The sequence below is a fragment of the Epibacterium sp. Ofav1-8 genome (assembly GCF_022348185.1).
Classification (GTDB): Bacteria; Pseudomonadota; Alphaproteobacteria; order Rhodobacterales; family Rhodobacteraceae; genus Epibacterium.
The window spans coordinates 150,623-163,463 of sequence record NZ_JAKRFD010000001.1; the positions used below are offsets into that span (position 1 = coordinate 150,623).

Consider the following 12,841-nt stretch of genomic DNA (forward strand, 5'->3'; position numbering starts at 1 on the left):
CGGTTCAGGCAGGCGGGCCGCCGATGCGCTGATGTCAGCGCCTGTCAACATGCCGCGACCATGCCCCTTGCATGACGGCGCACAAAAGCCCACTTTGAGGGCAGTTCTTACCTCAGGCCAGATTTCATGCGCGACCGGATTATCCGAAAGCTGACGACGATCCTCTCTGCTGATGCGGAGCAGTTCAGCACGGCGATGACCACCGATGAAGTCGGCACCTACACGGAGCTGCAATCGGCCCGCGATGTGTTCTTCAAGCTGATCGAACGCCACGGCGGCCGGGTGGCCAATACCGCCGGTGACGGGCTGATCGCCGATTTCCCCTCGGTGGTGGAGGCGGTGCAATGCGCCATCGAGGTGCAGCAGGAGCTGGCGGCCAAGGACAGCGCGCTGTCCTTTCGCATCGGCATCCACCTCGGGGATGTGATCTGCGACGGCGACGACCTGATCGGCGAGGGGGTCAACCTCGCCGCGCGGCTGCAAACCATGTCGGAGCCGGGCGGGGTGCTGATCTCGCAGCAGGTCTATGACCATGTGCGCAACAAGCTGACCATCGGGTTCGAGCACCTCGGCCCGCAGCGTCCGCGCAACCTGACCGAGGATGTCACCGTCTATCGGGTGTCGCTGGGGGCCCCGCGCCACAGCCGCGCCACGGGCGCCTCTGTGGCCGGGGCGGAGCGCAGCAGCCAGACCGCGCGGGTGTGGCAGGATCCCGATCCGTTCGAAGGCGCGCCGCAGCGCCGGTTTGACGACGGCGAGGCCACCGACGCGCAAGAGCCGCCCGCTGAGGGGCCGCTGCGCGGTCTCGACAAGCTTTGCGGTCGGCGCCTGCCGATCAGCAAGGGCAGCCGCCGGCTCCTCGGGGTGGCGGCGGGGCTGGTGCTGCTGGACATCATCTCTGACCGCGGGCTCTGGGCGCATTGGCCGGTGCTGGTGCTCTGCATGATTATCGGCTTGCGCGACGGGCCGCGGATCTTCGGGCGCAACGAGGTCCTGTCCGTGCCGCTGCGGCTCTGGATCATCGGAGGGTTTCTGGTGCTGGTGAACCTGTTTTCACAAAGCCCGCCGTGGTCGATCTGGGCGGTCGGCGGACTTATCCTGTTTTCCCTCCTGCGCCGCAGCCGGTCGCAGCCCGAATAGGCGCACGCGCCTGCGCCGCGCCTGTGCCCTGCGGCCGCTATGCACGGGGCCGAGGCCTGGCACAGCCTGACATTCCATACCGCACCGCAACACGGCACGAAAAAACCCGCCAGATCGCTCCGGCGGGTCAGATCAGTTTTGCTGTGCCTGAGCTCAGGCGGCCAGCGCATCCTGTGCCTGACGCACGATCGCACCGAAGGCTTCGGGCTCGTGCACGGCGAGGTCTGCCAGAACCTTACGGTCCACTTCGATACCGGCCAGGTTCAGGCCGTTGATGAAGCGGGAGTAGGTCAGCGCCTCGTCGTGGCTGCGGACGGCAGCGTTGATACGCTGGATCCACAGCGCGCGGAAGTTGCGCTTGCGGTTCTTGCGGTCACGGGTTGCATACTGGTTCGCCTTGTCGACGGCCTGCGTTGCAACCTTGAAGGTGCTCTTGCGGCGGCCATAGTAACCTTTGGCGGCCTTGATGATCTTCTTGTGACGGGCGTGAGTGACGGTACCACCTTTAACGCGGGACATATCTCAGATCTCCTCTTAGCGGTCGTAGGGCATGAAGCCCTTGACGATCTTTGCGTCCGGTGCGGACAGGGTGGTGGTTCCGCGGGCATCACGGATGAATTTCTTGTGACGTTTGATCATGCCGTGGCGCTTGCCGGCCTGACCTGCCATGACCTTGCCGGTCGCGGTCACTTTGAAGCGCTTCTTGGCGCTCGATTTTGTCTTCATCTTGGGCATTTCCGTCTCCTTATTCGTAGGTTCGCTACACACGCGACTCGGCATGCCACTTTGGCCGGTCGCGCGAACAGGGGTGCGCTGTACGGCAGCTGTTTCCAAATGGCAAGAAGATTCGGTTACAGAAGTTGGCCGAGCACCCGAAAGACCACATCCGGCAGCTCGGAGAACTGGTAGCCACCCGGTTGCGACAGGGTGGCCCAGGCGATGCATCCGCCTGCCATCACCAGCATGGTCATGGCACGGAACGGGCTGCGGCGGTGGGCGTAGGCGGCCACGAAGGCAGGCACGCCCAGCCAGGCCAAAGCCAGTCCGATTACCAGAACCGTATCGCTGTCCATGACACGACGTACCCCAAAACACACAATGGGGTCAGCCTATTACTCCGGATCGGTGTTGTAAATCAGCCGTTCGTCACAGGGTGCGATGCGCAGGATGTTGGTGGTGCCGGGCACGTTGAAGGGCACACCGGCGGTGACCACGACCTGATCGGTTTCGCTGGCAAACCCGCCGGAGCGGGCGGCGCGGGCGGCGGAGACCACGGCCCCCTTGAAGCGGTCGACCTTGGAGGTCACGAAGCAGTTGCACCCCCAGCTGAGGCACAGGCGCCGCGCGGTCTTTTCCAGCGGGGTCAGGGCCAGGATCGGCACAAAGGGACGCTCGCGCGAGGTCAGCAGGGCGGTGGTGCCGGATTGGGTAAAGCAGCAGATCGCCTTGATCTCGGTCTTTTCCGCGATCTCGCGGGCGGCGGCGACGATGCCGTCGGCCAGCGTGTCGCCCTTGGCCTGGCGCGATGCGCCGATGATCTCGCGATAGGTCGGGTCCAGCTCCACCTCGGTGGCCACCTTGTCCATGGTCTGGACCGCCTCGATCGGATACTGGCCGGCGGCGGATTCGGCGCTCAGCATGATGGCGTCGCTGCCCTCGTAGATCGCGGTTGCCACGTCCGAGACTTCGGCCCGGGTCGGCATCGGGCTTTCGATCATGCTTTCCAGCATCTGAGTCGCCACGATAACCGGCTTGGCGGCCGCGCGGCATTTGCGCACCAGACGTTTCTGGATCGGCGGCACGTGGGAGACCGGCAGCTCGACGCCCAGATCGCCCCGCGCCACCATGATCCCGTCGGAGGCATCGAGGATTTCGCCGAAATTGTCGACCGCGGCGGGTTTTTCGATCTTGGACAGCACCGCCGCCCGGCCATCGGCAAGGGTGCGGGCCTCGAACACGTCCTTGGCACGCTGCACAAAGGACAGCGCCAGCCAGTCCACGCCCAGTTCGCAGACAAACTCCAGGTCGGCGCGGTCCTTCTCCGACAGCGCGGCCAGCGGCAGGATCACATCCGGCACGTTGACGCCCTTGCGGTTGGAGATGGTGCCGCCGGTGACGATCTCGCAATTGGCGAAATCCGCGCCGCAGTCATCGACCTTGAGGCGGATCTTGCCGTCGTTGACCAGCAGCGACGCGCCCGGCTCCAGCGCCTGAAAGATCTCGGGATGCGGCAGGCAGACGCGGTTCAGGTCGCCCTCGGCCGGGTCGAGATCGAGGCGGAATTTCGCCCCCTCGACCAGCTCTTCCTCGCCATTGGCAAAGACGCCGACGCGCAGTTTCGGACCTTGCAGGTCGGCCAGAATGGCGATGGTGGAGTCGAGGTCGGCCTCGACCTGGCGGATGATCTTGTGTTTGGCGGCAATCTCGTCGTGGCTGCCGTGGGACATGTTGAGGCGGAACACATCGGCGCCGGCCTCATGCAGCGCGCGGATGGTCTCGTAGGTCTCGGATGCCGGGCCGAGGGTGGCCACGATCTTGACGTTGCGCGTGCGTTTCATGGAATCTCTATCCTCCGGCTGTCCATCCCGAGATGGCGGGTCCTGGTGTGCTGCTGCGATACCGGGGCGGCCTGGCGCCCCGCGTCTATGTTATCGCAAACATCGTTTTCGGTCTTATGGCGCAAATCACCTGCTGCCGCAACTCTTCATAAGCTACGCCATCAAATCATGACGGGCCGGTGACGACCTCATGACAGGTCCATCATATTGCACCACCGCCCCTTGCGGCAACCGCGCAGGCGGCGCAACCCGGGCCCGATCCGCGCTGGCCCGACCCGCGCTGGCCTGAGCCTTGTCGCGGCCCCATGTGATTGCTACCACAGATGTCACCGAAGCAAGGAGCCCGCCATGACCACGCCCGAGATCGACGCCCAGACCCAGATCGAACTGGAAGCGGCCGCCTTTCGCCGCTTGCGCCAGCATCTGATGCAGGACCGCACCGATGTGCAGAACATCGACATGATGAACCTCGCAGGCTTTTGCCGCAATTGCCTGAGCCGCTGGTATCAGGAGGCCGCCAACGACAAGGGCATCGAGATGGACAAGGCGCAGGCGCGCGAAATCTTCTACGGCATGACCATGGACGAGTGGAAAGCCAACTATCAGACCGACGCAGGCGCCGACAAACAGGAGGCCTTCAAAAAGTCCTTTGCCGAGAATGTTGGCACCGACAAGGGCTGACGGCCGCCCCCCGTATTCATTAGAAATGGACAGCGCCCGCCTATCAGCCGGGCGTTGTTTCATCTATCGCAGGGCAGATCCCGCACACCGTTTGCACAGGCTCTGTGCGGACCTGCGCCTAGGCAGCCCGGATGCGCATGCCTAGCTTGATGAGAGTTCCACAATCCTGCACTCCGGGAGAGCCCTCATGACGCGCATGCCCACATTCTTTATCTCTCATGGTGGTGGCCCATGGCCGTGGCTGCCGGGGTGGCGGGCGCAGTTTGCCCCGTTGGAGGCCTCTCTCAAGGCGATGCCGGATCAGCTGCCGGAGCGCCCCAAAGCGGTGCTGATGATCTCCGGCCATTGGGAGACCGAGGGCTTTGCGGTGATGTCCAACCCGCAGCCGCCGATGGTCTATGACTACACCGGCTTTCCGCCCGAAACCTATCAGATCACCTATCCCGCCCCCGGCGCGCCGGATCTGGCTGCGCGCACCCATGCGCTGCTTGCGGCGGCGGGTCTGCCGACGCGGCTTGATGCGGAGATGGGCTATGATCACGGCACCTTCGCCCCGATGGCGGTGATCTACCCGGAGGCCGACGTGCCGCTCTATCAGGTGTCGTTGCAACAGGGCTATGACCCGGCGGCGCATTTCGCCATGGGTCGTGCGCTGGCTCCTTTGCGCGACGAAGGCGTGGTCATCATCGGCTCCGGTCTCAGCTATCACAACCTGCGCGCCTTTGGCCCCGGTGCGCGCGTGCCGTCCGAGGCATTTGATGCCTGGCTGAATGAGGCGCTGATGCTCTCGCCAGAGGCGCGGACCGAGGCGCTGATGAACTGGGAACAGGCCCCCTATGCGCGCGACTGCCACGCCCAAGAAGACCACCTCGCCCCGATATTTGCGGCCCTTGGCGCAGCAGAACAGGACGACATGACCCGGATCTATCACCAGACCGAGATATTCGGCGGTGTGACCGCCTCGGGCTTTCGGTTCGGCTGACATGAAAAAAGGCCACCCTTTTAGGGGGTGGCCTTTTGAAGAATTCCGTCAGGTCCTGTGTGGGATCACACAGCCGCCTTGATGCTTTCCTCAAGGTAGATCTCGCGCAGACGCTTGGCGATCGGACCCGGTGTGCCGTCGCCCAGGGCGACGCCGTCGATCTCCACAACCGGCATCACAAAAGCCGAGGCCGAGGTGGTGAACGCCTCATCCGCCGCTTTTGCCTCGTCGATGGTGAACAGGCGCTCTTCGACCTTCAGCTGCGCCTCTTCGGCCATGCGCAGCACCGCCTTGCGGGTGATCCCGTGAAGGATGTCATTGGACAGCGGGCGCGTCACGATCACGCCATCCTTGACGAAATAGGCGTTGTTGGAGGTGCCCTCGGTCACATGGCCATCCTCGATCATCCAGGCATCATCGGCACCGGCTTTCTTCGCCATCATCTTGCCCATGGAGGGGTACAACAGCTGCACGGTCTTGATGTCGCGACGGCCCCAGCGGATGTCCTCGATCGAGATGATCTTGGCGCCTTTCTTGGCGGCAGGGCTATCGGCGAGGCCAGGTTTGTTCTGCGTAAACAACACGATGGTCGGCTTGGTATCCTCCGATGGGAACACAAAATCCCGGTCGCCGTCCGAGCCGCGCGTGACCTGCAAATAGACCAGCCCCTCGTCGATGTCATTCAGCTCCACCAGCTTGCGGTGGATCTCCAAGAGCTCGTCCTTGGTGCAGGGCTCGGCCATATCGAGCTCATCCAGCGACCGCTTCAGGCGCACCGCGTGGCCCTCAAAATCGATGAGCTTGCCGCCCAGCACCGAGGTCACCTCATAGACCGCATCCGCCATCAGAAAGCCGCGATCAAAGATAGAGACCTTGGCCTCGGTTTCCGGCAGGTAGTCGCCGTTTACATATACGGTACGGGTCATGGTCGTCTCCTTAGCCCCAGAGCGCAGGCCGCGGGGGGTGCACCCCCTCGGCGTCAAAAGTCAGCGGTTCGGGACGGTCTTCGGCCAGAAGCAGCGGCCCGTCAAGATCCGTCACCAACGCACCCTGTGCCACCAGTGTCGCGGGTGCCATCGCCAGCGACGATCCCACCATGCAGCCGACCATCACCTGATAGCCCTCGGCCAGCGCCGCATCGCGCAATTTCAAGGCTTCTGTCAGACCGCCGGTCTTATCCAGTTTGATGTTCACAACATCATATTTGCCCTTGAGTTTCGGCAGGCTGGCGCAGTCATGCGCGCTCTCATCGGCGCAGACCGGTACCGGACGTTCCATGCCGATCAGCGCCTCATCCTCACCTGCGGGCAGGGGTTGCTCCACCAGCTCCACCCCAAGGCGCACAAGATGCGGTGCAAGTTCGGCGTACACCTCGGCCGACCAGCCCTCATTGGCGTCAATGATGATCCGCGCCTCGGGCGCGCCTGCGCGCACCGCCTCAAGGCGAGGCATATCCTCGGGCGTGCCGAGCTTGATCTTCAACAGCGGACGATGGGCATTCTCAGCCGCCTGTTTCTGCATCTCTTCAGGAGAGGCCAGCGACAGCGTATAGGCGGTGATCTCCGGCCCCGGCTGATCCAGCCCAGCCAATTCCCAGACCGGCTTGCCCGCCTTTTTGGCCTCCAGATCCCACAGCGCACAATCCACCGCGTTGCGCGCGGCCCCGGCAGGCAGCAGCCTCTGCAATTCCGCGCGCGCAAACACGTCAGGCAGCGCTTCGATCTGAGCCGTCACCGACTCCAGCGTCTCATCATAGCGCGCATAGGGCACACATTCGCCCCAGCCCACATGATCTCCATCCTCAACCCGAACCGTCAGCACCTTGGCCTCGGTGCGCGATCCGCGCGAGATGGTAAAAACCTGCGCCAGTTTGAACACATCGGGGGTGACAGTGATTTTCATGGCTCTCCCTTCGGGCAGCGCCGCCACCCCTTCTTCATCTTCTTAAAAATATCCCCGCCGGAGGCTCCTGCGCGATCCACAGACGCCCCCGGCAAAGATGTTCAATCAGACCGCAGCCAGCGCGTCCACCAGACGACCGGCGCCATGGCGATAGGGATCCACCGCAGGCAGACCCATGCGGCCCTCAACTTCTTTCAGGTAGGCCACGGCTTCCTCCTCACCCAAATGCTGGGTGTTGACGGAAATCCCGACGATCTTGCAGTCCTTATTGGCCCGTTGCGCCAGCGGCAGGGCCACATCACGCAGCTCCTCCAGCGAGGGCACATCGTAATCGGGCAGACCGCGCATATGGGTGCGGGTCGGCTCGTGACACAGGATCAGCGCGTCGGGCTGGCCGCCATGCACCAGCGCCATGGTCACACCGGAATAGGACACGTGGAACAGCGATCCCTGACCCTCGATCAGGTCCCAGTGATCGTCATCATTGTCGGGGGTCAGATACTCGATGGAGCCCGCCATGAAATCGGCGATCACCGCATCCAGCGGCACACCGTCACCGGTGATCAGAATGCCGGTCTGACCCGTCGCGCGGAAGGTCGATTTCATACCGCGCGCCTGCATCTCGGCGTCCATCGCCAGTGCGGTGTACATTTTGCCCACGGAACAGTCGGTGCCCACCGCAAGGCAGCGCTTGCCGCGACGCTTCACACCATCGGCAATCGGATACTGCACCGACGGCACCCGCACATCATGCAGGGTGCGCCCGGTTGCTTTGGCAACGGCGGCCAGATCCGGCTCGTCGCGCAGAAGGTTGTGCAGCCCGGAGGCAAGGTCAAAGCCCTCTTCCAGCGCCTGCACCAGCACTTTTTTCCATTCCTGACTGATCTTGCCGCCGCGGTTGGCGACACCGATCACCAGCGTTTTGGCACCAGCGGCTTTGGCCTCTTCCAGCGTCATCTCGGTGAGGCCAAGGTTTGCACCGCAGCCGGGCAGGCTGATCTGGCCCACCGCATGGTCAGGGCGCCAGTCGCGGATGCCAATGGCAACCTTGGCGGCCAGCATGTCGGGCGCATCGCCGAGGAACAGGAGATAAGGGGTCTCGATCATATCCAGCGTCCTTTTTTGGAATTCGTCAGAGTTCAAGGTAGCTTGCGGCAATCGCGCTGCAACTTCCTGTCTAATTCGCCAGTGCAGCGGATCTTCGAGGGGATTTCTTCGGGCATTGGATCTATTCATCGAAGAATCTCCCACTTGATGACAAAATACGCCCGAGATGGCGCGGATCACGCAGAAAGACTATGCAGATGCGGCATCGCTGAAATGCTGCAACTGCAAATAAGACTTGCCATTACGTGAGCAACGAAATACCAAAACATGAACCTATTTTGGAATTTATGAACCCGGAGAGACCAGAGATGAGCTTTCGCCTTCAGCCCACGCCCCCGGCCCGCCCCAACCGCTGCCAGCTGTTCGGCCCCGGCTCCAACACGAAACTCTTTGCCAAAATGGCCGCCTCTGCGGCGGATGTGATCAACCTCGATCTCGAAGATTCCGTGGCCCCCTCAGACAAGGATCAGGCCCGCGCCAATGTGATCGAGGCGATCAATACGGTCGATTGGGGCACTAAGACCCTGAGCGTGCGCATCAACGGGCTGGATACGCCCTATTGGTACCGCGACGTGGTGGATCTGATGGAACAGGCGGGCGCGCGGCTTGATCAGATCATGATCCCCAAGGTGGGCTGCGCCGAGGATGTCTATGCGGTGGACGCGCTGGTCACCGCGATAGAACGCGCCAAGGGCCGTCAAAAGCCGGTCAGCTTTGAGGTCATTATCGAATCTGCCGCAGGTATCGCCCATGTCGAGGCCATCGCTGCCAGCAGCCCGCGCCTGCAGGCCATGAGCCTTGGCGCGGCGGATTTTGCCGCCTCCATGGGGATGCAGACCACTGGCATCGGGGGCACGCAGGAAAACTACTATATGCTCCGCGAGGGCACCAAACACTGGTCCGATCCGTGGCACTGGGCGCAAGCCGCCATTGTCGCCGCCTGTCGCACCCATGGTGTGTTGCCGGTGGATGGCCCCTTTGGCGATTTCTCCGATGACGAGGGCTATATCGCGCAGGCCAAACGCTCCGCGACGCTGGGCATGGTCGGCAAATGGGCGATCCACCCTAAACAGATCGCCCTGGCAAATCAGGTTTTCACCCCCTCGGACGCGGCCGTTTCTGAGGCGCGCGACATTCTCGCCGCCATGGAAGAGGCCAAAGCCAGCGGCGCAGGCGCAACCGTCTACAAGGGGCGTTTGGTCGACATCGCCTCGATCAAACAGGCCGAAGTCATCGTGGCGCAGTACGAACTCATCGCCCAGAACAGCTAAAACACGGCCCTTACACCCCTCCTCTTCTAACTAAAATATCCCGGAGCGCGAGGCAGAGCCTCGCTCCCTCGCGTTCCTCCTCGATGCAGATGGGGCCAATGCGGGTCGGGTTCAAACCCCGAACCCTGCATCAGACCGCAAGGCGCAGCGCGTGCCAGCGGGGTCGCAAAACTCTGCAGTGCTGCCCCATCCGTGGTGAAGCAAACGCACCTCAACACCCCGTTGCCGCAGATCTTCACAGCTTGCTTTGATGTCGGGCACATTAAATCGCAACTTCAGTGGCAGTCTGGCCGGAGGTGCGGCGAGATCTTCCGCCGGTTCGATCATCAAATAAGCGCCACCCAGATCAAAAGTGCTCAGGGTCTCTTCGGGACGATTGATGCTATGGAGCAGCCTCAATCTCAAACAGTCCCGATAAAAGGCGACGCACGCCTGATAGTGCGGCGTGAATAATATAAGACCCGCTGTGGTAATCTTCATACTGACTGTCCCCTGAAAATGGCCGTCACGAAAAGGAGTCTCGGATCTCAAGCGGGGTTGAGGTCAAGCGCGCAGTCTAAGCGCGAACGACAGGTTGCGCGATCTGAGTGTCTGCGGTGAAGATGACGGGCAGGAGGGGGGCGCTCCCGCCCCTTTGCGGATCAGGGCAAGCCTGATCCAAAAGCGTTGGGCCAAGCCGGGGGCCGCGCCGAAGGCGCGGCCCCCGGCCCTGCGGCGTCGCGCGCAGCGCGGCGCAAACCCTCAGATCCAAGGCTCATCAGCAGCACAATGGCCGGCGTGTCCCGGGATGGGGCGCCTTATCGGTCTTGCTGTCTGGGCGATCCTCGGATTGGGTGGGGATCTGGATGATGAGGACGATGATAGTGTCGACGATAAGGAGGCGGCGCCGCCAGATCGGAGATGGACGGGTGTATCCACCCGCGCGCTAAACGTTGTCTCTGCACGCTTCCCTCGCGGGAAAGCCGGTTCCTGGTGTGACCGGGGTGTCAGGTCCGGTCGATGATCGCGATCACCTGAGATCCTAGCGATAGATCCGAAATATTCCCCTGCCAGAGCGTCCGCGCCATGCGCAACACCTCGCGCTGGTCTTGCCTAACGATCAGGCGCGCTGGTCCTTGGGGGATCCCATCACCACATATGTTGTGATCGCCGTCACAAAGGGCGAGGTGCCGAGGATTTCGGTGTGGAACTGTTTGTAGCTCTTGAGGTCGGCGCATTCGACGCGCAAGAGATACTCGATGGTGCCGGTGATATTGTGGCACTCCACCACCTCCGGCGCGCTGGACATGGCGCGCTCAAAGGCGGCCTGCGCTTCCTTGGTGTGTTCGCCAAGACCGACGCCGATATAGGTCACGAACCCCACGCCCATGGCAGCGGGGTCCAGAACGGCGCGGTAGCCGGTGATGACGCCTTCGCGTTCCAGTTCCTGCACCCGGCGCAGGCAGGCTGAGGGGGACAGGCCGACGCGCTCTGCAAGCTCGAGGTTTGAGATCCGCCCGTCGCGGCTCAGTTCTTGCAATATGTGTTGGTTTATTCGATCTGTTTTCGCCATTTGTTGCGATTATAGCGGGTTCGCGCGCGAGATCGCAATTTCATTTCCTCCGCATCGACGCACATTTTTGCGCATGATGACCTATGACCTTCTTGCCGCGCTTGCGCTCTTTGCCTTTGTCTCCTCGATCACGCCGGGGCCGAACAACCTGATGCTGATGGCATCGGGTGCGAATTTCGGCTTTCGCCGTACCATCCCGCATATGCTGGGAGTGGCGCTGGGGTTTGTGTTCATGGTGCTTTTGGTGGGCGCCGGGTTGGTGCAGGTCTTTGACGCCTATCCGATAAGCTACACGGTGCTGAAGGTCGGCTCCGTTGTCTATCTGCTCTATCTGGCGTGGAAGATCGCCAACGCGGGCGCGGCCAAGACGGGCGCGGGCAATGATGCAGGCACGCCTATGACGTTTTTGCAGGCGGCGGCGTTTCAGTGGGTCAATCCAAAGGCCTGGGCAATGGCGCTGACGGCGATCAGCGCCTACACGCCGGATCATACGCTCTGGGCGATCCTTGTGGTGGGGGTGGTCTTTGGGGCGATCAACCTGCCGTCGGTGGGGTCATGGACCGTACTTGGCCAGCAGATGGCGCGGTTTCTGACCAGCCCCAGACGGCTGACCCTGTTCAACTGGACCATGGCGGTGCTGCTGGTGGCCTCGCTCTATCCGGTGATCTGGCCGCATTGATCCCCTGCGGAGCCGGAAACGCGCATCGGGTGGGGGCGCGTGCAAAACCCCCATCGAGGGGGATTTGCACGCCCTTTTTCGACCGGGTCGAAAAAGGTGGGTGCCCTATTTCAACGGCAGTATAATTTCGGTGAGCAGGTCCTCGGGCGCGGTACTGCGGGGGTCGTTCAGATAGATCTCGTAGCAGGGCTGATCCGCCGGGGTTTCGCCCGATTGCGGCAGCCAGCCGCCAAACAGGCTGTCGTAGGCCGCCGAGAGCCCGGCATAGGGACCCTTGAAGGTCAGTACAGCCGATCTGCCGCCGGGAATGTCAAAGGGCTGCATCCCCTCGGGGGTCCCGGTGCCATGATACTCGGCGCCGGCGAAGCTGCGCAGCTGGTCCTCCGGCACCTCGCCCGGGGCATCCATATAGACGCCGATCACCGGCCCCAGATCCGGCCAGAGGCTGCGGCTGTTGACCAGCGCTGAGAAATGTTCGAACGCCCGTCCGATTTCGGCGTAGGGGCCGATATGGGGGACAGTTACAAGGCGGCGCGCCGGTTCGGTGCGCAGGGTGACATCATGCATAAAAAGCTCCTTTGGATCGCGAAGCGCCAGGGGCGGCAGGTGCTGCCCCTGGGCGCGAAAGGCCCCCGGCGCGATGCCGTAGGCCGTGGTGAAGGCACGCGAGAAGGAATAGCGGTTGGGATAGCCCACGGTGGCGGCGATGTCCTCGATCTGGGCCTGCGAATTTGTCAGCGCCACCGCCGCGTGATGCAACCGGATGCGGCGCACCGACTGGCCGCAGGTCTCGCCGGTGAGGGCGCGGAACACCCGGTGCCAGTGAAACCGCGACATCGCCGCCACATCCGCCAGCCGATCCAGGCTGAGATCGCCTGCCGGATTGTCGTGGATATAGGTGAGCACCCGCAGGATGCGATCTTCGTAACTCTGGGCCATCTGCCTGTCCTTGTGTCGTCGTGCCACCTG

15 protein-coding genes are annotated in these 12,841 nt (G+C 62.8%); 5 read left to right on the plus strand and 10 right to left on the minus strand.

Annotated features, from left to right (window positions below; translation table 11 throughout):
• The first annotated feature begins 126 nt into the window (after window positions 1-126).
• Window positions 127-1,140 (plus strand): adenylate/guanylate cyclase domain-containing protein, encoded by a 1,014-nt coding sequence (locus MHM97_RS00670; RefSeq protein ID WP_239318579.1) that lies wholly within the window; start codon window positions 127-129, stop codon window positions 1,138-1,140.
• Between the two features lie 153 nt (window positions 1,141-1,293).
• Here the strand turns inward: MHM97_RS00670 and rplT are convergent, their stop codons facing one another.
• From rplT to pyk, 4 genes are all read right to left on the minus strand, one after another.
• Window positions 1,294-1,659: a 50S ribosomal protein L20 gene (gene rplT / locus MHM97_RS00675; RefSeq protein WP_239318580.1), complete on the minus strand. Its 366-nt coding sequence runs from the start codon at window positions 1,657-1,659 to the stop codon at window positions 1,294-1,296.
• A gap of 15 nt (window positions 1,660-1,674) precedes the next feature.
• A complete protein-coding gene (gene rpmI / locus MHM97_RS00680; RefSeq protein WP_009178285.1) occupies window positions 1,675-1,875 on the minus strand; it encodes a 50S ribosomal protein L35 in 201 nt (66 codons plus the stop codon).
• A 116-nt stretch (window positions 1,876-1,991) separates the two neighbouring features.
• A complete protein-coding gene (locus MHM97_RS00685; protein ID WP_239318581.1) occupies window positions 1,992-2,213 on the minus strand; it encodes a hypothetical protein in 222 nt (73 codons plus the stop codon).
• 39 nt (window positions 2,214-2,252) lie between these two features.
• Window positions 2,253-3,698 (minus strand): pyruvate kinase, encoded by a 1,446-nt coding sequence (pyk, locus tag MHM97_RS00690; RefSeq protein WP_239318582.1) that lies wholly within the window; start codon window positions 3,696-3,698, stop codon window positions 2,253-2,255.
• A 348-nt stretch (window positions 3,699-4,046) separates the two neighbouring features.
• On the opposite strand from pyk, the gene MHM97_RS00695 reads away from it, so the two are divergent.
• Together MHM97_RS00695 and MHM97_RS00700 are read left to right on the plus strand one after the other, a co-directional pair.
• A complete protein-coding gene (locus MHM97_RS00695; protein ID WP_005643952.1) occupies window positions 4,047-4,379 on the plus strand; it encodes a DUF1244 domain-containing protein in 333 nt (110 codons plus the stop codon).
• A gap of 187 nt (window positions 4,380-4,566) precedes the next feature.
• Window positions 4,567-5,361 (plus strand): DODA-type extradiol aromatic ring-opening family dioxygenase, encoded by a 795-nt coding sequence (locus tag MHM97_RS00700; protein ID WP_239318583.1) that lies wholly within the window; start codon window positions 4,567-4,569, stop codon window positions 5,359-5,361.
• A gap of 65 nt (window positions 5,362-5,426) precedes the next feature.
• Here MHM97_RS00700 and MHM97_RS00705 read toward each other — a convergent pair whose 3' ends face one another.
• From MHM97_RS00705 to dgcN, 3 genes are all read right to left on the minus strand, one after another.
• A complete protein-coding gene (locus tag MHM97_RS00705) occupies window positions 5,427-6,287 on the minus strand; it encodes a D-amino-acid transaminase (protein ID WP_239318584.1) in 861 nt (286 codons plus the stop codon).
• A gap of 10 nt (window positions 6,288-6,297) precedes the next feature.
• Window positions 6,298-7,263: an N-acetyl-D-Glu racemase DgcA gene (gene dgcA / locus MHM97_RS00710; RefSeq protein WP_239318586.1), complete on the minus strand. Its 966-nt coding sequence runs from the start codon at window positions 7,261-7,263 to the stop codon at window positions 6,298-6,300.
• Between the two features lie 105 nt (window positions 7,264-7,368).
• Window positions 7,369-8,370 carry an N-acetyltransferase DgcN gene (dgcN, locus tag MHM97_RS00715; RefSeq protein ID WP_239318588.1) on the minus strand — a complete coding sequence of 334 codons (1,002 nt, stop codon included), beginning with the start codon at window positions 8,368-8,370 and terminating at the stop codon, window positions 7,369-7,371.
• Window positions 8,371-8,678: 308 nt separating this feature from the next.
• Here dgcN and MHM97_RS00720 point away from each other — a divergent pair, with 308 nt between their 5' ends.
• Window positions 8,679-9,641 carry an L-malyl-CoA/beta-methylmalyl-CoA lyase gene (locus tag MHM97_RS00720; RefSeq protein ID WP_239318590.1) on the plus strand — a complete coding sequence of 321 codons (963 nt, stop codon included), beginning with the start codon at window positions 8,679-8,681 and terminating at the stop codon, window positions 9,639-9,641.
• Between the two features lie 111 nt (window positions 9,642-9,752).
• On the opposite strand, the gene MHM97_RS00725 is transcribed toward MHM97_RS00720, so the two are convergent.
• Window positions 9,753-10,121, minus strand: a complete 369-nt coding sequence (locus MHM97_RS00725; protein WP_239318594.1) for a VOC family protein — start codon at window positions 10,119-10,121, stop codon at window positions 9,753-9,755.
• 619 nt (window positions 10,122-10,740) lie between these two features.
• Window positions 10,741-11,193, minus strand: coding sequence for an Lrp/AsnC family transcriptional regulator (locus tag MHM97_RS00730; protein WP_239318595.1), 453 nt, complete (start codon window positions 11,191-11,193; stop codon window positions 10,741-10,743).
• A gap of 76 nt (window positions 11,194-11,269) precedes the next feature.
• Here MHM97_RS00730 and MHM97_RS00735 point away from each other — a divergent pair, with 76 nt between their 5' ends.
• Window positions 11,270-11,872, plus strand: coding sequence for a LysE family translocator (locus MHM97_RS00735; protein ID WP_239319190.1), 603 nt, complete (start codon window positions 11,270-11,272; stop codon window positions 11,870-11,872).
• Window positions 11,873-11,977: 105 nt separating this feature from the next.
• Here MHM97_RS00735 and MHM97_RS00740 read toward each other — a convergent pair whose 3' ends face one another.
• Window positions 11,978-12,811, minus strand: a complete 834-nt coding sequence (locus tag MHM97_RS00740) for an AraC family transcriptional regulator (protein ID WP_239318597.1) — start codon at window positions 12,809-12,811, stop codon at window positions 11,978-11,980.
• Between the last annotated feature and the right edge of the window lie 30 nt (window positions 12,812-12,841).